Genomic DNA, 21,147 nt, shown 5'->3' with positions numbered 1-21,147 from the left:
TTATTGTAAACTGAAAACAAACGATCTCAATTTATTTTGCTATGATAAATAAAGAAGTAAAAGATTAATGTTGGATACTATTGATAGTGTTATGTTGTATAGAATGATCTGGATGCTATTCATTGTTACATCATTAATGAGTATTGGAACTCACTCAATAGAGTTAGTGGATGTGAATGTCACTATTGAGTTACCCAAAGACTGGTGGATTAAAAAAACCAATGTCTTTTATATTCACAAACCAAACTCACCCACTAAGCGATATGTTTTCACATTTGACAAGTCAAGAGTAGTCGAAATTTATTATCAGCATAAAAATCCAAAAAATACCCTGATCATTAGCACTATGCCTAAAGAGGGTATAAGCGGAACCCCACTTGAATATCAAAAAAGCCTGGTTATGAGTGAGGGGGCTCAGCTAATCAAGCCTGTTTATGAAACGGATATGGGAGGACAGCGTTTTACTGTGTTAGCGCTTAAAGAAAAATGGCAGGTAGGGACGCGCTATGAAACCAGTTATGTCACCTTTTTAGGTCAATGGATTGTAGAAGTAGTCTTAATTTGCTACCTGCAACCAAATTGTATGGATGTATCAGCCGTCATTGATGAAGTAGAGCCTGTGAACAGCCTTCTCAAACTTTATCCGATAAGAATATTTTGAGCAGTAATTACTCTGCTTGAACCATTGGTTCAAAAAATTTGTTTTGTTTAATGGACTGGAAAATTAAAATAATTATTTTTTAAAGGGTTTTATATTTTCCAACACCGCTTTAATAACTCCTCCACTTTCAACAAAGTGTTGCCACTCGCTTAAATGATTAGAGCAATAATGAAGGTCTATTCCAACTTCGTGAGCATGGGTTGTACACAGTCGCCTATCGCAGGTTTTACCTTTACCCACCGGAAAGTCACATAAATATTCGCAAACATCTAAACAGTCACTGCAATGTGGGCCTAACTCACCACAAATAATGCCACCTTCATTTAAATGATAACAGGGCACTTTTTCAGTCCTTATCCTTTGATTTGGGTTGTTGACTTAAAGCCTTTTCTAATAGGTTAGGGTTAATTGTGCCATAGTTTTTTCTATATCAATAAATAACATTTCTGACAGGTTTTTTGGCTCTGCTGGACCATCAATACTAATTGCAATATCGGCATGTTGATCAAAAATCCCCAGGTTATTCATTAACCGATAGAAGTCCCTTACCTGGGCTTTTTCCCGCTTTTGTGGCGAGTCCTTATCATAATGCTGGATGAGTAACTGTTGTATTTGTTGCCTGGCTTCACTAAGTACAACAGATCGATGTAGGGTGCCTTTAATGTTGACTGCAAAGCCCACATCGTTCCGTTTCACTAACTCATAACGGCGGTTAAGCTGGGGTACGGTTTGAAGGGATTGCAGTATTTTTTCACCAATGGCCTCGTCATCAGGGGCATACACACAAATAAAAATTTTATTAATAAAGTTCACATTAGGTGTACCATGCATGGCTTCTGCTTCTTGCTCGCCCCACACATTGCACCAAAGCACATTGGGATGATTACGCTTGATAAAAAATACATAATCATCATCCCACACTTTATTCTCGTTATAGAGTGGGTAATACAACGCATTACGTCTAATGGCTTCTATGCTTTCACCTGGGCGGCCCCCCTCAATGACATTTGCGGTCGTTATTTCGATGTCGCTGGCAATCCCGGATTGCAGCGGAAATAACGGTTGATTGGGCATTAAAGTGGTCTGTCCTTCGGTCAGTTGTAGTGCAATCGTCACCGTTGCATTCCGTGCCGGAATTTTCCCAAAAATTCCATTACCCAACCGGATGCCGACTTGATCGGTATGGGTGTAAAACTCGTCGTATGCCAGGCTATCCCCATCGGTATTTCTAAATAATCGAGCCTGTTGCCACTCCTGTGGTCCTTCGCCTTCATCCACCCAGACCTGTAATTGATGGATGGTGGTACTTAAGGCAGTTTCCAGTAGTAACTCAATAAATGGCTTTTCTTCTTCAATCGTAAACGTCAGTTGCTGTTGTTTTAGCTGGGTAATGGCAACGGTTGCACGGCTATTGGCGGGTATTTTGATACCTTCAACCAATTGATAATGCAGTTGTTGTTCTGATAACAGCGCCAGGCCTGCCGGTAGCCCAACTGTTTCAGCGCTGTTATTGATAATGGTAGCTGTTCCTTGAGACGGTGCCGGACGAGTCGGTAAATATTGCCGGTCTTCTGCCAGGGCTAAAATACTTGACCGGTTAAGGGCGGTTGATAAATAACTTTCCTGGTGAGCGCGTTCGACTCGATGCAAGGCATACGACAAGGCTAAATTCTGAAAAATATTCAGCCCCTGCATGACTTGTGAACGGGCTAAAGGTTGCAATGCCGGTTGCTGTTCAATAATTCGAATAAATTCATTTAAAGCGGCTTGGTGATTATCCAGCGACATCATAATTCCTTATTCGACAGTTGTAGATTGGTTGCACCCATCTGGTGGCGTATCACCACCTGCATAACATCAATCGCGGGCCAGCTGACTCGGATCCCTTGAATCGATAAGCCCTCTACATCCTGACTGAGTTTTTTCACGATACTGATTTCCAGGGCAACGGCTGTATCTTCATTTTGTGGTGCAAACCGAAACGGCGACAGGTTATGTCCCCATGCAGGGTTGTCAGCAATCGTAAATTGCGCATTAGCAAACCATTCTTGCACGTTGTTATGAATGGCTTGGCTATCATGATGAATGGTTAATCCATCGGCGGAAACTGACAGTAAATGATCCAGTGCTTGCACAGTTAAATCCGGTCGTGACTCATCAGGGTTAACACCACGTCATCAAATTCCGTGGGTATCGACGAAAACTCCGACGGGGCTGAATTAGGCATAGAAGTTGGCTGCACCGGTCGCACAGTGAGTAATTGTTGCAGCGATTTCGCTAAGGCTTGCCCGAGTTTTTGTTCATCCAGTGTTACGGTAGGCGAAGGCGAGTTAGCCACTGATGAATTAACATAATCGTGGTCTTCAACTGTCGTACTTGGCCTGTCGTTAATATTAAGTGGCGCTGGATCAACGGGGGGAGAATGCCGATTCACATCGGCCGCGACAGGTTCTGCTATAGTAGTAGAGCTAATCCTACCCTGATGTTGGCTGGTGGTTGCAGTATTCACCACCAGCTTGTCTGTATTCGTAAACTGTAATTTAGAGTGATCTACCTCGATAACTTGGGGAGCTGCTTTTTCGTTGTCCAACTCAAATACGGCTTCTGTAGAAGGCTTTTCAGCTAAATAATCACTGGCAGTCTGACCAGCCAGATCACCTACCCAGTTACCAGCCACTCCACCAATAATGCCACCAATCAATCCGCCTACGGCTGTCCCTAACAATGGCACTACACTACCTAACGAGGCACCCGCCATTGCCCCCGCAGCGGCACCTCCCATTGTCCCTGTAGTTGCAGCGCCCATCTGCACTACCTTTTGGGGTACTGATAAATCCTCACGATCTTGTAAGGCTTCATAAGTCGTTGCGGCAGTGACGACACCTGCCACGGGTCCTCCGAATTTAGCGAACTTACCAAGCTTGGATAACCAACGACGGCTACGATTATTACGACGACGATTGTTGTCTTGATCATCCGACCGCTGTTGTCTGTCTAATTCATCAAGGCCTATATCTGGCCTACCACTGCCACAACAGCAGCTGGCTTGTTGGGCGAGTTGATTGGAAATATTCTGTAGCAGCTGCTGGGTATTTCTTTCCTCAGAAATTAGTGAAAACGTTTGGCGCTCTAATTGATCACTGACGAGTTGCTGTTGCTGGCTTTGGTGTACCTGCGCTTGCACTGCTGCGTGTTGTTGCTGTCCCGCCGACAACTGTGGTGTTTCAGAAGCCTGGGGCATGACAGGCGCTGCCTGAGCGCTGTCGGGTTGATTAGGGCGTTGGTCATTTGTTGCACGATACTGAGGTGTTGCTGACTGACTGACATTGGCGGCGCTTGCGGTGTTTTCTGCACGAGTCGTATTGGAATGTGTCGTATTTTCTCTATTGTTGGTGATCGCCTGTGTTGTATTGGCTGACCTGTTTTCTGCTTGGCGGTTAGGTCGGTTTGCGCGGTTAGTTGTTCTATTTTGAGTGCTATTGGTATTAGCACGATCCCCGCGGACACGATTAAATAACCCCTGGGCGTGGTGCATTAACCCCATGGTTTCTTTAGCGACTGACCATAACCCTCCGCCTAATGCATAGCCCGCTAAATCCCCTTGATGGGTTCCCATTGAAGCCTGCAATTTACCAAACTGCGTGCTGAGTTGAGCACGACTGGCAAACTGACCGTTAGCTAACCGAATTGGCGCACTTTGATGAGTCGTATTGGCGGCAGCGGTTGTATTTTCATTTGTAGTGATTGGTGTTGTTTGGTCTCCATCTGACGTAGAATGAGCGGCCTGTAGTCCTGCCAGACTATGTTGTTGATCTGCTTCGGCAGGTGTTGCGGCTACAACCTCGGGTTGTGGCTGGTTTTGTTCGGCAATGACGGTGTGTTCTACCAGGGTATTTTCAACGACAAATGGTGTGTTGGCAGGAATTGACTCTGCTGCGCTAGCAGTAATCGCTGTTGGCTCTACCTGCACCGTTACACCAGCATTCAGCCCCTCAGTATTGTCTGCGACCGTTTCCAATAAATCGACAATTTCACTGTCCCATGGGGATAAAACAGTATTTGGTGATTCGGTATCCACTACGGGTGTAGCCGCTATCAGTGTCCTATTAGCGGCGACGTTGGTTTCGTTGTTGGAGCTGGTCATGTAATTTAATTACCGTCGACACATCACAAGCGAGTAAATCCCCTAAGTTTTGTTGGCCCTGTAAACATAAATTGGCTAATAAAATATGCCAGCCTTTTAGGTTATATATCTGGCAACTGGAAGTAATCCCGAAAGGGAAAAAATAAAGTTAACCCGTCATTATTTTTTTGCACCTCACAATCACAAGTCGGTACTTGAGTGGTTAATTGCAGTTGGCCATCATGCATGACCGACGGCAAGCCGTGTTGTAATTCAGTGAGTTTTTCACTGATCAGTTGTTTTAATTGGATAAACTCACTGGCCGTTAATTTAAATAACCATTGTTTTTTGGCTTCATCCTCTACATTTTGCTCAGCAAAATCCAGACAATAGGTTATTTCTGATAATGGTAATTCCGCTTTTTTTTGTCGGTATTCGGCGCTGTGATTCTCTAACTGATTGAGAATGAGTTTAAATTGTTCAAGTTGCTCTAACGCCTCACCTGTCAGTGGTTTAATATTCAATACTTCTCCCTTAAAAACAACTTCTCGATAAGGCTTAGCTTTAAGTGTTGTACTGCTATCAGCCAAATCCCTTAAATCCAAGCGGTAGCTCAGCGCTTTATCACAGCTGGGGCAGGTATAATCCAGGGTCATCTGAGTATCTGGCAAGGTGTGCAGGGCATACCAATACACCGCCAGGCGTCTGTCATCCCCGGTCCATTGGCGTGCATCACTGTAGGTTTCAGGGGCCTGTAATTGATTTAAATACTCCGTGGTGATGTGTTCTTCTAGTTCTGGCTGCGTATCGGCAATTGCCAGCATATCTTTTACTGTCGCTTCTCGTAATCGGATCGTTAATTCCGGTTGGCTGGGGCGGGGTAGGGGGGCTAAATAATGCATATTATCGAAACCTCGTAAAGGTCACGGAAAACTCTAAAAATCCAGGCTCAGTATAAGACTCGGTAATCTCGCCAGCCTGACTGGGATACACTAAAAAGGTGTTAATTAATTGCTCATTATTCTGTTCAGTAAGCTGCAATAGTTGCAACTGTCGTACATAACCCAGTGTTGGGTGTAAGGGTGGATTTAAGGTACCATCTGGATTCTGAATCCTGGCCATCCAATCGAGTAACCAACGGTGAATGCGCCGGTCTTGGTGATCGCGTAGGGTGACTGTTAGTAATCCCGGTTCCGCTTGATGGGGTAAATTAACAAAACTCGCTCCAGTTAAAATGGGGTTAGTATTAATCGTAAACAGCCCATAGGTCACGTCTTTCACAAACAGCGCAAAGTCAGTGGGTTGGCCTTCAATCTCAAGTTTAAATTGCCAGTTTTGTTGAAAAGCCTGCTGGACACTGCGTTTAACCGCTAACCGTTGCTGAGTAAAATCGATAGCCATTTACTTAATGACTCAGCTGGGCTGCGGTTAAAAAGGGCGGATGCTCTTTCATGATTGCTTCCAGTTCAGTTAATTGCCCTCGAATATCCGCCTCTACCGGTAAATGGTCAGCGGATAATTCCGCAGCCTGGTGCATCCCCCGTAGCCGCTCATTATTCGCCAGGCTAATCAACCCGTGTAAATGGCTATGAATAAAACTGACTTTGGTATGGGGTGGAAAATGGTCTTTATTGAAATCCCAGCGAGTAAGGTCCGAAAAATAAATAACCGTGACATCACCGGCTGACTTTTTACCAAATTTATAAATTAATGTATTGCCATGCAAAATAATCGGTGCCGGTTGCTGGCGTTCATCATAAGCCGTTAATAATCCTTCGTAATCGTCAGGGGCTTCAACACCCTCGGTCAATTGTTCAGGGGTTAATACCATTGTTTTCTGAAAACCAATACTGTCATGATAGGTGCGACAACTGCGTTTTAATAAGGTTAAAAACGTCACTTCATCATCCAACAATAATAAGGAAAACTCCGCTTTAATATCGGCTAATAAATCCAATGGTGTCATAGGCGTTCACACCAGTTGTAGTGAATGGTGATTGGAATTTGGACGGTACCCACCCGGTTAGACGTATCTAATTCCCCAGGATCGGCTTTTACAATACAGTCTTCCAGTTGCCAGCCTCGGCGCTGTTGACCTTCCCCGACTAACACCATTTCAATAGTGACGTATTTTTTCTGCTCAATAATTTCAAATAAAGTGTCTTGGACCAGGCCGGTTTTTAACTCCACCATATTCACGGTAATATCACCGTCCCGTTTCACGGCACCGTATTGCTGAAAACCCTGGCCGTATAAACCAAAGTCCTCCACCGGCTCGCCGCGGGAAATCTCGGGTAATTGGGCGGTACGGACTAATACGGTTAAATCCTCATAGCCTTTGATGGTCATCTCAAAATCAGACGCCACCGCACGCTCACCCATGGCCACGTTTTTTGAGTAAGCACGTTTTAATAAGGGAATATCGCCTTTAACATTGGGTATACGTGACATAATCACTGTTACTCCAGAAAATAAAACCATTAACCATAGGTGGCAGGGATATCACGACGGGCCAGCATTTTTTCGGTTTTTATAGATAGCTGTACCAGTGCCTCTAATAAGTAACCGTTTTTATCCCGTGGCCCATCGAGCGGCACTTGCAAGCTTTCAATCACGCAAGGCCCACACATCACATTGCGACCAATATTAATCCAGACAGATTCGGGTTTGCGGCCCAGTGGCACTAAATCATTAACGTCAGGTGTGGCCATTAACTCCAGCGCTTTAATGGCCGCTTCGACTTCATTTTTAGGGTCAACTAAGGCATACAATTGCAAGCTCAACGTAAACTGATGAGGCTGATTACCTTCCCATACCTGCTGGCTATTCAAGGTGGTGACCGATGTTAGCCCGGTTAACGATTGAGTTAACCCAGCGGATTTCTGGACCGGCTCTTGTGCGCCGAGCGAATCAGTTTCAAAAGGGCTGGACCAGGTGGCACTGATGTCTTTGGTGGTACCCTCACCAATGGCACCTACTACCAATGTGGTATGTTGATGAATCCAACATTTTAAGTAAGGGCTGATCCGATTGTCATTCAGCCCCACTTGCGTCAGCTCCCCTTGTTGCCAGAGCCCAGCCATTTAATTACAAGCCTCGCTGTGACCGCAACTTCATGGCTTTGGCCCGTGCCCGTTTGGCGGCGGCACTGTGTGCCTTGCGTCGTGCTTTTTTCAAGGCGGCTTTTTGCGCAGCCGTCATCCGGCGTTTACGAACAGGGATTTTTTTCAGGACAATCTTGCCATCAATGACACGTCGTTCGGCTTTATCCATCACCGGCTCTGGACGGATAATGGCGTATTCAGCGACTAAGGTACCGTCGTCTTTAGGCTCGGTGCTGAGTTTATCTTCAATTTGCTGAGCGACGGTTAACGCACTGGCTTCATCCTGGCGTTCAAAGAGGGTTTTCACATCCCGATTTTCAGCCCCTAATGCTGTAAGGGCAATAGCCGTTTCACGGGTTAAATCTTCATAATAATCTTCTTCCGGTTGGGTGATATCATCCTCAATAGCAACGTCCGCCATCCCGGAGACAATTTCGGTCAGTGCATCCGGGGTCACTTCATCATTTTCTACCCAGGCTAACGCGCTAGCCATGGCACTTGCCCGTAATTGTTGATCCCCAAATTGGTCAATAATGCTATCCATAATTAATGGGTTGCTATTATCCAGACACCAATAGTCGATATCTGTCGTTTGTAAATCACCAGGGGAGCCGGTATCAAACATAAATAAATTCCTCAAAAAATTAGCGCATTAATTTGGGTTGCAGGGCAATGCGACGAGCCACACCGGTGGGTGCAAAACTCACCTCGACTTGCCAAAGATCAATTTCCAGTTGTTTAATATCAATACGAAACGGGTTTTCCCCATCACGCTCGGGGTTTCGGGGATTCACAAACGCGCCGGCATCTACCCGGCGCTGACAAATGTCATTGGCTAAGGTGGTTAATAACGAGAGGGTTAGCCCATCGGGTTCAAACTTGGCGACACTCGCCGCCTGAATAAATTCATGGGAAATGGCATTTAAAACCGCCACCACATGTTCAAACCGTAAATAATTATTTTTGGGCCAGAGATTTAAACAGTCATTAATAAATTTTCCTTTATCAACCGGATTCATCCGAGCCTCTACGCGCTCATCCGGTAATACAAAACCGGTGCTGTGTAAGGGCTCGATCCCACGCCGATTAATGAGGCCGCGGCTTTCACCCGCTGCCGTATAATGAGCACCCGAAACAGCGCCATGGCCGGTCGGTGTCGCATAACAACGGGCCTTGGCTGCCACCAATGCACCAGATGCGCCCCACAAACTTTTACCACCGTACCATTCATCATTCGCTTTATAGGGGTAATGTATCGCCTGCGCCTGATAGCTTTCCAAATTGGCATCTTCCAGCCATTTAAGTGCGGCACTTTCCGTTAAGTAAGGGGGAACATCCAGTTTCAATTGAGTTAATCGGCCTTCAGCAATCTCAATCGCATGAGCTAATACTGCGGTATCGTATTGACCAGCGGCAAACAATAAATCAAAGCTGACATCATCGGATTTAAGGCGTGACCATGCTTCGATCCATTGCTCAGTGGTGGGTGATTCACCATTACTGCCACCTGTAAAAGCGCCACGCAATGGCATTACATCAGCCCAGCGGGCGTTGTACGCCACCTGACACCGAAACCGGGAAGAACGTTCTTCTAAAACAGTCGGCGCATAAGCACTTAAGCCCTGATCATCAATATCATCAGTATCAATGCCTACCTGGTAGGATTCTACTAACTGCGATTGGCCATAGTGATCTTCATAAAAAGCCAGGGTAAAACGCTGGTCAACATCATCCAGGGCGGTAATTTCCACTCGGCGGTGATCACTGGGATGACCATCCACCGGCCACACCACTAACCAGTAATCCTGAGCCACTGCCATCTCAGTGCCATAAGGGTGGCTCGCGGTTAATACGTCAGGTGACGTTTGCTGGGCCTTGCCATGAATCACCAGCTTGGTGCCACTGGTCATGGCTTCCAGATTGAGACTGTCGTCTTTAGCAATCCACAATACCGGGGTAGCGCCATGCTGAAAATGGTGCAGGTTATACAGCTGACTGTTAATGTCTACGGTCCAGCCATCTGCTTCAGTAGCACTCACAGTAAAATCTAAAGCAGACGACGATAGCAGTATTTTAATGGTGTCGCTTTCAACTATCGGTGTGGATTGTATGGTGACTTTATAATCTTTAGCGGCGGGGGCTTCGGGTTTTACCGGAAATGCCAGGCTTGGAAATTGTGCCCCAGTGCCAACCACACGAACGACCTGACAGGCAGCACACTCAGTTAATGCATCCTTCAGATGCCGTAAGCCCTCGGCTTTGGTACCGGCGGACATGGGTAAAGGCTTGCCAAAAATCGATTGCCAATTATCCGCCGTAACCGTGACCGGCTTACCGACCGGGCCTTGCGAGGCTGCTACGACTGTTGCACCAATGGTCTGACTGCTGCCCGTGAGCGAAATATTGTTATCAATGGGTTTGAGTACGGTAATTCCCGCACTCTCCGTTATGGTTTGACTAATCATGCCACCTCATCAATACGCATGGTAATCGCTGGAAAACCTTTTAACACTTCTTTTAAATGCACGACTTCTGATTCTGTAAAAATATCCGGGGCAGTATTCGCATGCCCAGCAATCCAGATTCGACGTTTACTCAAGGTGCATTCCAACGGTGACACACTGGCATTTTTAAAAACCACTTCAAAAAAGCGTTCGGCTGACTCGGGTTTATCTTCAGTAGCGGTGTCAGTTGACGTATTTTTGCGGCGAGTTGCCATAGCCTACACTCCAAAAAATAATTAAAAACAATCGAAAAAAAAAGAATCAAAAAATAACTCATTAACTCAGTGCCGCTTAAGGCACTAAGGTGAGTAGGGTGTAATAGGTTCGGCCATTTTTAGGGTGCAAATCCCGGTAGGCTAATTCATACAGGGTATTACTATGGCGTAATTTTTCATCAATCGGGTGCTGGTAATTAATGGCACTGATCGCATCGGCTGCCACATAACCCGAATCACCATGATCGCGACCCTTGGCATAACAGAAGATTTGCCAGTCAGGGGCAAACGGATCTTCTTTAAAATCAAATTCAAACACCTTGCCCACATAATGGGGTTGAGGGGTATGACGATAACCGGGGGCCATTTTTACATGGGGAGCACCAATCGACTTCAATAACGCGGAGGCTTTGGGGCCAGCAATAATCCCCACCAAACCACTTTTTTTAGTGCGGTACATTAAATCCTGGCTGATTTCATAAAAGGTCTGGCGTAGAGTTTCATAATGATCAGTGAATTTAAGGGCACTGGGGACCGTGTATTTCCATTGACGATTACCCATGGCAAAGAAATACATATCGATTAAACGGCGGCGGTCTTTTTCAGCGGCGAGAATGTTTTTAGCCGAACTGAAATTTAATGCATTCAGGTCAATACTGAACTCACGACGGGCGCTGAATACTGCTTGAATGGTCGCGCTGGCCGCAATTGCGGATTCGTGCGGATAGACGATCCAGGACTCCATTTCATGATCAATTTTAGGAATTAATGATGGGTCTTTTTCGATAGAGACATCATACGCCACATGAATTTCAATGCCATTTTTAGGCGGTACTGAAAAATTAATGGTAATCCCACCATTATCATGGTCGACAGAACCTGTCACCGTCACGGCCTGGCCATCAGCATCAACGAAATGCCCAGACAATAATCCACGACCATTTAAATCTTCGGCTACCAGGTTACGATCATGGTAAACCCGTACCAGCTCTTTACGCACAGGCATACCAATACTTTTGGTGAACTCCTTAGTAGTACCATCCCCAGTCGCCACGGGCTGTCGCTGATTCATGGAGGAATACTGACCATGGAACGAATAGTCAATGAGATCACCTTTTTTCAGGTCACCAAAGGTAGACCCTGCCCGTCGGGTAATCGCAAAAATTTCCGATTTATCGTAATTGGGTGGAATATGCGTGACCATATCATTGGTAATACTGGTCAACATGGTAGGCACTATTAACGCGACCTGGTGATTACGCTTTATAATGCCTTCACTGGTCGATGTCGCCGCATCCATAATTTTATGGTTAGCAGTATTCACCAGCATATTTTCGATGGTGTGATAGGCACTGGCCATCATTTCCGCAGAGGGTAAACAGCCGCGCTGATCATAATAAGCACGCACGGCATTCGCAGTAACCCCTAACAATAAAGGGCCTTGCTCGCCTGCCGCATCAAAAATCGTATCTTTAACAACGGCTTTTAACTGGCTGTTACGTTCGGCGTTGTCAGTAATAAATCGGTTGGTGTTAGCGGATTCAACTTGGGGATTGATTACCGCCTGGCGGAATAGGGCGGCTTTTTCATTAATGGTATTAATTCGGTTGTGGTATTGGGTGATCGTTGCGACCATAGCAGGTGAATACTCCGGGTATCAGACTGATAGAGCACCACCCTAACATAGAAGATTAAAACCACCCGCTGACTGAAAAATATTGCAGTTATTTAAATATCGTAAATTGCTTACAGGATTTGAGACATTTGCTATTGGCAAAGATTAAGGAACAACGCTATAGTGAGCTGGCTCAGTTATATAATAAATGATATAAACAAGCCCCATCACCGAGGCTTGTTTGTATTTATTACCTAGAAAAACCAGTTACATTTCTTCATACATACTATGGTCAATTTTTTTGGCATCTTCTATCGAATATTCTTTGATTTCAAATAAAGGTTGTTTTAGCAAGTCATTCACAACAACGAGCGTTTCTCCATCCTTTTTTATCTTTAAATTTTTAGATCGTTTTGTTCTCGATAAACCAGAGTGTTTACTTATGAGTGCTTCAAGCAGTATCGGCTGGTTACTGAGATCTTCTAATTCCCCTTTCAATACAATATCTTCATTAAACAGGTAACTACTGTTCTTAACAACACGAAGTGCATAGTCATAGCTATTGAAGAGACGAGGTGCTTCTTCATCGTAACCGTAGTATTCATTTTGTGTTGGTAACCATATGGTATAAAATACTGGTTCAGGGCGATCGAATTCTGCTAGCTCATGAAAACGAATACCTGTCATCTCCCTGATAGTCCATATTTGATCATCAGTTGCATGATCTGGTATATAGATTTCTACATCATGATAAAAGTCATAATTGCCTTCATCATCAGGTTCCAGGAAGGGTTCACCAAAAGACTCAACAAAATAGTTATTTAATGCCAGCCAAGTTTCTTCGTCACCATCACCACATGGGTGCAGTTGCTCTAAATCAAATAAATCTTCATTTCTAAATGCTTTGCACTCTAATGCTTTGTAACGTTGGGTGGCTTCTTCTTTATCTTGAAAATAAGCTTCTATTCCCCCTGAACAATGTACATAGGAACATTCGTCATTGTAGTGAAAGGCAAGTTTGCGAATGACATAACTTTTTTGGCTCATAAATGTGGCACCATTTGAATTTCAAAAGCGTAAATTTAACGGGATTATACAGCGACTTTAGTTTTTTGAAGTTTGACAGCACTGGGCGGCGGAGCAGAGCCATTATTCAGCCATAACTCAAAATCCATGTTATTAAAAATATCATTTGGCGAGATAGCAAATTCAGTGAGTAGTGGCTGCGTTCCCATCACTAGCGGTAAAATCTCATTGATAAACCAGCTATTATGTGTGAACAACAACGATGCAAGCTTGCCTGTATTGGCTAAGGGAGACATTAATAGTTTGCTCACGGCTGGGTTTTCAGCATACAAGCCATGCATTGTATTAATGGTTGTTGTCCAGTTGGGGATGGCTGAAGTATCAATTAATTCAACAAAGTCTGATAGAGTAGGAATAAATCGGTAGTGATAATCGATTAATAAATGGTCTTTTTCACATAAGTCTTTGACATCAACTGTCTTGCTATCACTATTGGTAATGGTATTGCCAAATACAGGTACAACAATTTCCCTTATTCCCCATAAAGTATGGAGTATACGGTGTCGACTATCACTGCATAGAGCCTTTGTGCTATCGATAAAATCATGGATTGGATAGTAGTCATCAATACATCCTCCCCAGTGTTTAACCGATATTAAGGCGTGCTTATAAGTATTCATATTAAAAATGAGGGGAGTTTAATTGGGGGAAAGCAAAATGAATTGATTCCATTTTTATATGCCAATGGATAAATCGCATACTGTATTCCTTACTGGCAACAACACAAAAAAGAATACCAATTGTATCCTATATACGGCACAACAGGCATGAATATTTACACTTGTAGTAATTATTTTTTGTATCAGTATTAATCTGTTTAATAGAGTACAGTTATTGTCTAATTTATCGGCTTCTTACAATTGATTACTCTTTGACTTGGTGAAGCGACTCTCCTGTCGCAATTGTCGGTCCACAACTGATACTATCACCAACCCGCGCTAAAGGTTTGCCATTAATAATATGGTTGGGACTGCCACTTGAAGTCACGCCAGCATGCGTTTCAGGTATGGTAGGACAGGTGTGGGGTAGCCAGCGATGCCCCTTACAATGCACTGGTTTTCCGTTGATGGTATGCAGGGGGTCGCCTTCACTGTTTGCACGAGGTGGCCAACAGCCATGACCACTACAGATGGAGCCTAATATTGCAATAGCCGGCATTACCCCAACTCCTCAATAAATTTTTTCGCCTTCACAATAAAATTTTGTCCTGCTTCAAAAATAATGTTTTTTGCCGATTTAATGGATAGATTGCCGCTTTGCACATTCAAGATGGTATCGCCGGCTAAGACATTAATGGTTAATTGATTACCCGCAATCAGTTTGGTGTTGGTTTTGCTGGAAAACAAGGCTTTTTGTTCACTGTGTAATACGACACCTTGCTCGTTTAACTCAAAAGCGGTGCCGGTTGCGCGATGTGTGACACGGTAACAACCTGGCGGTTCATACTCGACAGTAATCCCATGCTGTGTAATCACGGATGATTGGTGATATTGTGCTGCAGTTGGCTTGGGCTCTTCATCAGTACGTTGATGATTAAAGGATTCAGGCCCCGCCCACGACTCATGTGGGGTATTGGGCTGCCCTTCTGGACAAAAGTGCGCGCTGCCAATAATCCGCGGGCGTCGTGTATCGGGTTGACCATGGCTGATATACGGAAAATCCACCCAAACCCAGTCACCTACCTGTACTGGAGTAAAACTGCCAGCGTTATAACGAGCACCAATGGGTAATAAATATTCGGCCCAGGGTAATTTGTCTGTTGGCACCCCTTCGGTTAATCCTAAAATCTGTACCTGTACCCGCTGGCATTTTTTCGGGTCATCGGTATTAATAACCTGGCCGTGATAATGACTTGGTGAGAGGGGAGGATTTAACTCAGTGGTATTGTTCATTGTTTAAAGGCAAACAGGTTTTAACCCGGCATTGGTATTTTTGGGCGGAATAGCGATGTGCCACTGACTGAATAATCACTTTGTCGGGTAAACTTTCATCAATCGGTAGTTCCGTATGGTTACGATTAAACACCAGCTGAAGAGTAATACCCGCTTGCAGCGCTCCATTGCCTAAGCAAGTAAATTCCAGTGCTGGCGTTAACAGGGTATTTAAATTGGCTAACGTAATTGGGCTCTTAAATCCTACCAATTCACGCGGTACAGTGGACGAATCAGTAGTATTTGCATTACTCGAATTAAGAATGCCTTGAGCTAAGTGCCAACCCGTAAACTGGCGTTGCGTAAAACTCTGGATGAGTGGATCCGCATTGGTTTTTTTGAGTGAAACAATCTGATTTTGCTGGCGTGCATCGTCATAGTGGTAGGAAATGAGAGCCGTTTTTTCAAGTAGTGTTGAAATGGGCTTAAACGTAAACTGCTGGCGTTGATAATGAATCACCGCTGCTGTTTCACGGGCAATTTGCTTAAGTAAGCGACTGGGCCGCATACCCGGCAATAGATGATAATCCTCGATGGCAGGAAAGGCATTGGATTGTATGGTTGTGTGATTTACCAGGGATTTAACCACGCTTTCAGGGGCTTCTCCCACAAAAAAACGGGCCATCACAGCCGGGGTTTTTAGTTGAAAAATCACCTCACTCAAACAATTCAGGGTTAAAACGGATTCAGCATCCATGGGCATAGTAAGAATCGCAAAGCGCTCTATCGTGTCTAATTCATCCCGTCGGTAGGGATCGGCAAGGGTAACTGTTAATGTCTCAAAAGGCTTAATGCCTAAATCATCTCGAAAAATCGCTTCACGATCATTCAATTTTAAGATTAATTTAGGCCCGGATAAATCCAATGTTTCAATATAAACCGCTTCGATTAACCAGCTTAAATCTAAGGGTTTATCCTGATAACGAACTTCCTGAATTAAAACATGTTCAAATGCGGGGTTGGCTGCCAAACGGAAATACCCGTAAATTAAACTGAATAGGTTCGATTAACTGGCTCTCATTTCCTACCAGAATGGGTGTTAATAAGGTGTGCTGTACTTCCAGGGCAAATAACCGGGTTTCTTGATGTGGGTCCAAACTAATATCTGTTGCCAGTAGGGTTTCCGGTTCTCGGATATAAGCTTCAGCGGTGAATTTTTCATCAGCAATCAGATAGATCAATGGAATTTTGTGGTGATTATGTTGTTTCTGGTTAATAAAAAAATACCAGGCAAGGGCTAATTGTTCCGGGTGATTGCGCTCATGACCGACAAAAACCAATCGATAGGTAATATCAAAATACATCACCTGTAGTTGATAAGGTGTTTCTAGATCCTTTAACCAGAGTATATCTTGATAGATCCCACCATAATGTTCGGGATCGGCACTGGCTAAACTGATATCCCGAAAATAATAAATTAAGGGTAGGGTAACGGCAGCCGTTTGGTTTTGTTGTTGAAAATAACCCTGTTTGCCCAATTGCTTCATGAATACTAAAGGACTGTCTAATTCACCTCTAAATATTTTATGATGGGATGGTCTAATAAAAAAAGATTGTAAATTAGAGTCATCAGATCCAATGTTTTCATAGGCTTTTACCAGGTGACATCCAAACGCTTTATCTACTCTTGATAGGTTAGTCAGTGTGGGGGGCGAGGTTATAGCCATTGAACACTCCCAGCAGTAGCCGCACCAGCACGCCCACCCGATGAACCGCGGTTACCTCCCGCGCCATGATGGCCAACAGCTCCACCCGCACCGGAATAATTTCGTTTATTACTACAAGTGCGCTCTTCACCACGACCATGAGTACGACAAGACTCCCATCGATAATCAGTACCATGACCTGGACCATATAAGCTGCCTCGACCTGCGCCGCTATGATACTCGCCTCTCCCTCTTCCACCGTAGGGCTGTCCGCCACCACCTCCATCATTTTTATTTTCTCTTGAACTACCACCTCCACCACCGCCGCCAACAACACTGCCCCCCGGATGGACTTTTAGTCTTAAGGTGCCATGATTCACGACAATACCTGTTCCTCCATGCCCACCGGTATAACTGTGCCGATAGTTTGCACCCGCGCCGCCGCCACCGCCTCCCCAAATATGGCCGTAGACTTCTAACGTTAACCCACCAGGAAAATGCGCCATATTGACATTCATGCCAGTACCCCCAGCATTACCATGACCGCCACCATGTCGATCAGCCCCACCATGCCCGGTGACATACACCCCTGGATTGACAATTAAAATACACGAGGCCTGTCGTTCGCCTGGTGTAAACCAAGCATCGGCATTGGTCCCATTCACTACCGCGCTACTGATACGTTTAATTACCTGATTAGCACTACAGTAAAACTGACTAAAGGCAATAACCCCTGTTGTGGCAATTTTGGCATTGGAAGGGGCATCAGGAACCAGGCTTTTACCCCGGTAATACTGCGATAAGCTGAACGGTTTATTGCCTTTAAATTCAGTGGCAATATCCGTAAATGTGATTGGCCCTTCACACCTAACCGCCATGCAATTGCTCCTCTAAAACAGAGACTTTGTGAGAAAGGACTTTCACCGCTTCCACTAATAAAGCGACCACGCCAGTACTGTTAACGGATAGATAGCCGTCCTCTGTTGTTCTTACTGCGTCAGGTAATACTTGTTGTACTTCTTGAGCAATTACCCCCACTTGATAATCACCCGTATCAGAGCGCTGATAGTGGTAACCGCCAAGTTGGTGCAATTTATTTAGTGGCGAGGAAATAGGGTTAATATGTTGTTTTAATCGTCGATCTGAAAATGCCGTGACATCCCCTTTCGCGTAAATCGCCCCATTGCAGGTAAAATTAACATCCATGGTCGCAGCATTATGATCCATTACTAAAATCTGTTTAGGTTGAGTATCGTTGTAGTGCTCAAATACAAATAAATCATTCGTGTTATCTTGAGCTTGAAAATACAGCCCACAAGTTTCACCACCTGCGGTTTCACGCACATGAATTGAAAATATATCCGTTAAACCAGTCCAGTTAATGCCATGGCTCCATGCGCCTTGAACAATATCAAAATGCACGGAGCCTGATAGTGTGCCGCCCGTTTTTTTATAAACCGACTCGTCATTGGCTTTACTGGCTAATACGGCGGGTAATTGAGCTACATCTGGGATAGCCAGTTGGTCAAATCGGGCCTTATCCAGTTTGGTATTTAAAGCATCTCGTAACCCTGCAATATTATCGATACCTAAGTTCTGTAGGTTTTCTTTATTTTGTTTAATATACTCAACAATATTTTTTAATGACTCAATTTCATCGCTGTCTGACGATAAAAAGGCATTAATGGTATCAATCATTTCTTTTAAAATACGCCCCTGGTTGGCGGATAAGGTATCAGTCGTTGATTGCGAGCGTAAATGATCAATAGTTGGTGGAAGGTTTTTAATGAGTTCATGCAGTTTTTTACCTTGCCGTGCCGATAAACACGCATCGGCTTGATCGGCATTTAACTGATCAATAATGCGTGGCATGTTAGCTACCAGCTGATATTGGGGATGGGGATTTTCCTTTTGCTCATGCATTAAGACCGGGATTCGCTCGATACGTCGACTGATATCCAGCATACTTGCAGTTAACATTTCAGCATCTGACGGCACTTGCAGGGTAGCTAACACCACACTATGTGGGGTGAGGGTAGGGGTCACCACCAGCTCAACCGTACTCACTTGGTGCTGCTGGTAATCCACAGTAATCACAATATGTTGGGTGTCACCTGGTTGTATCGTTAATGGTTTTTGCATTCCAGCAGGCATCCGTGCAGTCAGTGAATAACCTTGGGTTTCAACCACGGCTATCGACTCTTCAATCGCATCACCCACCAAAATTTGAAAAGGGGTTTCTGTATCAACCGTGACATGAAAACCGCTATAAATCCCGGTGGGTAACACGCCAGCTAGTTTGCGGTTTATCGTGGCACCAGAGTAATTCTCACGCCATGCAGTATCTATGCGTAAATCATTAGCCGGCTGTTGTGGCCAGCTATTCGCATTAATCATGGGTTACCTCATCAATTAAAGCCAGTAATGCTTGTGTGTCGGCATGACTCATGGGCAATACCTGGTGTTTAGCGCCCACCAAACCGTGTTTGCCAATTGGGGTAGCAGCCAATACATAAAATAATTCCACGGTTTTCTTGTCATTGGGTAAACGATCTTCACACCAGAGAATGCTTTGCTCAGGCACGGGCTCTGAATCGAGCAAGACCGTTTTAGGGCTTTCAAAATCAGGCGCTGACTGAAACCCTGATGCTAATAAATTTTGTGGATTGTCATTGGGGAAAAAACGCGCTTTCACAATAATCGGTGCTGCATAATTGACAGTGGTTTCGCGTTGTTCCAGAGTACCTACCAAGTCCAAAGGATCTGACGCCTGGTCTTGCAGAGCCTTAAATAACATCACTTGCCGAGTATCCCGCGACTGAAATAAAAATTGTTTCGTATCACTCGCCAGCCGTTCAGTTAATGCTAAAAAGTCCTGGGGTTGAATCATAATTGCTGTTGAATGGCCTCTGCAGACATCCCTAATTCATCCGCAAATTTTTGGTACACGGTATTTGCCGGTATGTTGTAACGCTGAGCAAACGCTAATTCTTGTTGGATTTGGGCTCTTTGTTGTGCGGTTAGCTGTTGAGTCATTTTCGTTCTCACACGATTAATTTTTTTACGGTTAGCGGGTGTATTTACGTGACGGCGTAACCCTAAATTCGCTTGCCTGGCCAGTTCAGCACGAATTTTTTCCTGGTTTAACTCACCCACCCGCGCCCGGCTGAGTTGCTGATGATCTTGCCGAGTCATGAACTGATGACGGGTATCGCCAGCAAAACCCGCCTGTTCAGCCTGGCGAATCATTTGTTGGGTTAACTGAGTTTTCACGGTAGGGCTTTTTAAAGCCCGAAACACCTTCAATACATGTTTACAACAGCAGCCGCGTAACTGTGGGTTACGTACTTTGGGGAAGTCTTTTTCATACGGCTGAATCGCAAATCCACCCACCGTCGCGACATAGCGATACCAGAATTGATGACGCCCACAATCACAATCAAACGATACCGGGCCGGCCAGGGTTTGGGTCATGGCTCGGTTAACGTTGCCTGCATCAGTTAAATGTCGCCACCAGTCTTCTAACCTGACTTTGACCTGGTGAAACTGGGCTTGGTATTTACCGCTGGCTGTGACGCTAAAGGTAAGGGTAGAGCCGTGTATTTTATAAAGTCGAGCGGAGCGAATCTCCAGGTTAGCCCGTTCCACATCAATCGCCCGAGATGAAGCAATTAGCTGATCTGTAGGCACGCCCTTAGCCGAACCAAACTGCTTAGCCAGGCGTTTTTGGGCTTGAGCAAACCCGGTTAAATCCTCGATAGTAAATGGGGTGCCGTCTTCTCGGGTACCGATTAATACTTCCGCATTGGGGGGCATTTCCCCCGTGCGAATGGCCATGCGGATTTGATTCGGTGATAAGGTGCGTCGGGCACTGCCTCGGCTCTGACGTAGTTGGCGGCGTAGCTCCGCAAACTCACGGTCCTGATGCCGAAAATTTACGCCTTTAAAAGGGTTCATGCGCGCCCCTCAGAATCAGCATAGGCTTTGATTTGTTGGCGAATCCATTTAATGGGCGGCAACTGTAGGGTTGTGCCTGCTTTTAATGCCCCGCGCATGTCGTCTAGCTGAGCAATAATCACCACAATTTTTTTGAGCTGGGGAGTGCCATAAAAGCGAAGCGAAATTAACTCTGGCATCAACACTTCATCCAGGGCCACTTCATGGATTTGCCATTCAGGCAGTGGATTACGCAATGCCTTATAAAACTGAGTACGTAATAAGGGATCCTGGATCGTTAACGGGGATAGCCGCGCATGTTGCAT

General features: G+C 44.9%; 25 protein-coding genes. 1 reads left to right on the top strand and 24 read right to left on the bottom strand.

The window, feature by feature from the left end; all coding sequences use genetic code 11:
* Positions 1 to 67: 67 nt before the first annotated feature.
* Entirely contained in the window at positions 68 to 661 is a 594-nt protein-coding gene (locus OQE68_RS29680; RefSeq protein WP_266196006.1) for a hypothetical protein, read from the top strand.
* Positions 662 to 733: 72 nt separating this feature from the next.
* Here the strand turns inward: OQE68_RS29680 and OQE68_RS29675 are convergent, their stop codons facing one another.
* The 24 genes from OQE68_RS29675 to OQE68_RS29560 all read right to left on the bottom strand — a co-directional run bounded on the left by OQE68_RS29675 (position 734) and on the right by OQE68_RS29560 (position 21,147).
* Positions 734 to 1,003, bottom strand: coding sequence for a hypothetical protein (locus OQE68_RS29675; protein ID WP_180571407.1), 270 nt, complete (start codon positions 1,001 to 1,003; stop codon positions 734 to 736).
* A 48-nt stretch (positions 1,004 to 1,051) separates the two neighbouring features.
* On the bottom strand, positions 1,052 to 2,452 hold the full coding sequence (locus tag OQE68_RS29670) for a baseplate J/gp47 family protein (protein WP_266196005.1): 1,401 nt from the start codon (positions 2,450 to 2,452) through the stop codon (positions 1,052 to 1,054).
* A complete protein-coding gene (locus OQE68_RS29665) occupies positions 2,449 to 2,796 on the bottom strand; it encodes a hypothetical protein (RefSeq protein ID WP_180571409.1) in 348 nt (115 codons plus the stop codon). The genes OQE68_RS29670 and OQE68_RS29665 overlap by 4 nt, the downstream gene beginning before the upstream one ends.
* A 2-nt stretch (positions 2,797 to 2,798) precedes the next feature.
* The gene (locus OQE68_RS29660; protein ID WP_266196004.1) at positions 2,799 to 4,805 is read right to left on the bottom strand and encodes a hypothetical protein; all 2,007 of its coding nucleotides are present in this window, start codon (positions 4,803 to 4,805) and stop codon (positions 2,799 to 2,801) included.
* Between the two features lie 101 nt (positions 4,806 to 4,906).
* Entirely contained in the window at positions 4,907 to 5,686 is a 780-nt protein-coding gene (locus OQE68_RS29655) for a hypothetical protein (RefSeq protein ID WP_180571410.1), read from the bottom strand.
* Position 5,687: 1 nt separating this feature from the next.
* Complete coding sequence (locus OQE68_RS29650; protein ID WP_266196003.1) at positions 5,688 to 6,185, bottom strand: hypothetical protein; 498 nt, start codon at positions 6,183 to 6,185, stop codon at positions 5,688 to 5,690.
* A 4-nt stretch (positions 6,186 to 6,189) separates the two neighbouring features.
* Positions 6,190 to 6,750: a hypothetical protein gene (locus tag OQE68_RS29645; protein ID WP_180571412.1), complete on the bottom strand. Its 561-nt coding sequence runs from the start codon at positions 6,748 to 6,750 to the stop codon at positions 6,190 to 6,192.
* On the bottom strand, positions 6,747 to 7,235 hold the full coding sequence (locus OQE68_RS29640) for a hypothetical protein (protein WP_180571413.1): 489 nt from the start codon (positions 7,233 to 7,235) through the stop codon (positions 6,747 to 6,749). Before OQE68_RS29640 ends, OQE68_RS29645 begins: the two co-directional genes overlap by 4 nt.
* A gap of 29 nt (positions 7,236 to 7,264) precedes the next feature.
* A complete protein-coding gene (locus OQE68_RS29635) occupies positions 7,265 to 7,867 on the bottom strand; it encodes a hypothetical protein (protein WP_180571414.1) in 603 nt (200 codons plus the stop codon).
* Between the two features lie 4 nt (positions 7,868 to 7,871).
* Entirely contained in the window at positions 7,872 to 8,513 is a 642-nt protein-coding gene (locus tag OQE68_RS29630; protein WP_180571415.1) for a hypothetical protein, read from the bottom strand.
* Between the two features lie 19 nt (positions 8,514 to 8,532).
* Positions 8,533 to 10,353 (bottom strand): hypothetical protein, encoded by a 1,821-nt coding sequence (locus OQE68_RS29625; RefSeq protein WP_266196002.1) that lies wholly within the window; start codon positions 10,351 to 10,353, stop codon positions 8,533 to 8,535.
* Positions 10,350 to 10,607, bottom strand: coding sequence for a hypothetical protein (locus tag OQE68_RS29620; protein ID WP_180571909.1), 258 nt, complete (start codon positions 10,605 to 10,607; stop codon positions 10,350 to 10,352). Before OQE68_RS29620 ends, OQE68_RS29625 begins: the two co-directional genes overlap by 4 nt.
* A 76-nt stretch (positions 10,608 to 10,683) precedes the next feature.
* On the bottom strand, positions 10,684 to 12,243 hold the full coding sequence (locus OQE68_RS29615) for a DUF8615 domain-containing protein (RefSeq protein ID WP_266196001.1): 1,560 nt from the start codon (positions 12,241 to 12,243) through the stop codon (positions 10,684 to 10,686).
* A gap of 246 nt (positions 12,244 to 12,489) precedes the next feature.
* Entirely contained in the window at positions 12,490 to 13,269 is a 780-nt protein-coding gene (locus OQE68_RS29610; RefSeq protein WP_180571893.1) for a hypothetical protein, read from the bottom strand.
* Between the two features lie 44 nt (positions 13,270 to 13,313).
* Positions 13,314 to 13,928 (bottom strand): DUF6915 family protein, encoded by a 615-nt coding sequence (locus OQE68_RS29605; protein ID WP_180571894.1) that lies wholly within the window; start codon positions 13,926 to 13,928, stop codon positions 13,314 to 13,316.
* A 244-nt stretch (positions 13,929 to 14,172) separates the two neighbouring features.
* Positions 14,173 to 14,466 (bottom strand): PAAR domain-containing protein, encoded by a 294-nt coding sequence (locus tag OQE68_RS29600; protein ID WP_266196000.1) that lies wholly within the window; start codon positions 14,464 to 14,466, stop codon positions 14,173 to 14,175.
* The gene (locus OQE68_RS29595) at positions 14,466 to 15,200 is read right to left on the bottom strand and encodes a phage baseplate assembly protein V (RefSeq protein WP_266195999.1); all 735 of its coding nucleotides are present in this window, start codon (positions 15,198 to 15,200) and stop codon (positions 14,466 to 14,468) included. Before OQE68_RS29595 ends, OQE68_RS29600 begins: the two co-directional genes overlap by 1 nt.
* Positions 15,184 to 16,209 carry a hypothetical protein gene (locus tag OQE68_RS29590; protein ID WP_266195998.1) on the bottom strand — a complete coding sequence of 342 codons (1,026 nt, stop codon included), beginning with the start codon at positions 16,207 to 16,209 and terminating at the stop codon, positions 15,184 to 15,186. Before OQE68_RS29590 ends, OQE68_RS29595 begins: the two co-directional genes overlap by 17 nt.
* Positions 16,187 to 16,906 carry a hypothetical protein gene (locus OQE68_RS29585; protein WP_266195997.1) on the bottom strand — a complete coding sequence of 240 codons (720 nt, stop codon included), beginning with the start codon at positions 16,904 to 16,906 and terminating at the stop codon, positions 16,187 to 16,189. The genes OQE68_RS29590 and OQE68_RS29585 overlap by 23 nt, the downstream gene beginning before the upstream one ends.
* The gene (locus OQE68_RS29580) at positions 16,897 to 17,763 is read right to left on the bottom strand and encodes a hypothetical protein (protein ID WP_180571573.1); all 867 of its coding nucleotides are present in this window, start codon (positions 17,761 to 17,763) and stop codon (positions 16,897 to 16,899) included. Before OQE68_RS29580 ends, OQE68_RS29585 begins: the two co-directional genes overlap by 10 nt.
* Positions 17,753 to 19,282 (bottom strand): tail fiber domain-containing protein, encoded by a 1,530-nt coding sequence (locus OQE68_RS29575; protein WP_266195996.1) that lies wholly within the window; start codon positions 19,280 to 19,282, stop codon positions 17,753 to 17,755. The genes OQE68_RS29580 and OQE68_RS29575 overlap by 11 nt, the downstream gene beginning before the upstream one ends.
* Positions 19,275 to 19,775, bottom strand: coding sequence for a hypothetical protein (locus OQE68_RS29570; protein ID WP_180571571.1), 501 nt, complete (start codon positions 19,773 to 19,775; stop codon positions 19,275 to 19,277). The genes OQE68_RS29575 and OQE68_RS29570 overlap by 8 nt, the downstream gene beginning before the upstream one ends.
* A complete protein-coding gene (locus OQE68_RS29565; protein WP_180571570.1) occupies positions 19,772 to 20,842 on the bottom strand; it encodes a hypothetical protein in 1,071 nt (356 codons plus the stop codon). Before OQE68_RS29565 ends, OQE68_RS29570 begins: the two co-directional genes overlap by 4 nt.
* Positions 20,839 to 21,147, bottom strand: a complete 309-nt coding sequence (locus OQE68_RS29560; protein ID WP_180571569.1) for a hypothetical protein — start codon at positions 21,145 to 21,147, stop codon at positions 20,839 to 20,841. The genes OQE68_RS29565 and OQE68_RS29560 overlap by 4 nt, the downstream gene beginning before the upstream one ends.

The sequence above is a fragment of the Spartinivicinus marinus genome (genome assembly GCF_026309355.1).
Lineage (GTDB): Bacteria > Pseudomonadota > Gammaproteobacteria > Pseudomonadales > Zooshikellaceae > Spartinivicinus > Spartinivicinus marinus.
Note: the sequence above shows the minus strand (reverse complement) of the source record. Positions and strands in the feature narration are given on the sequence as shown.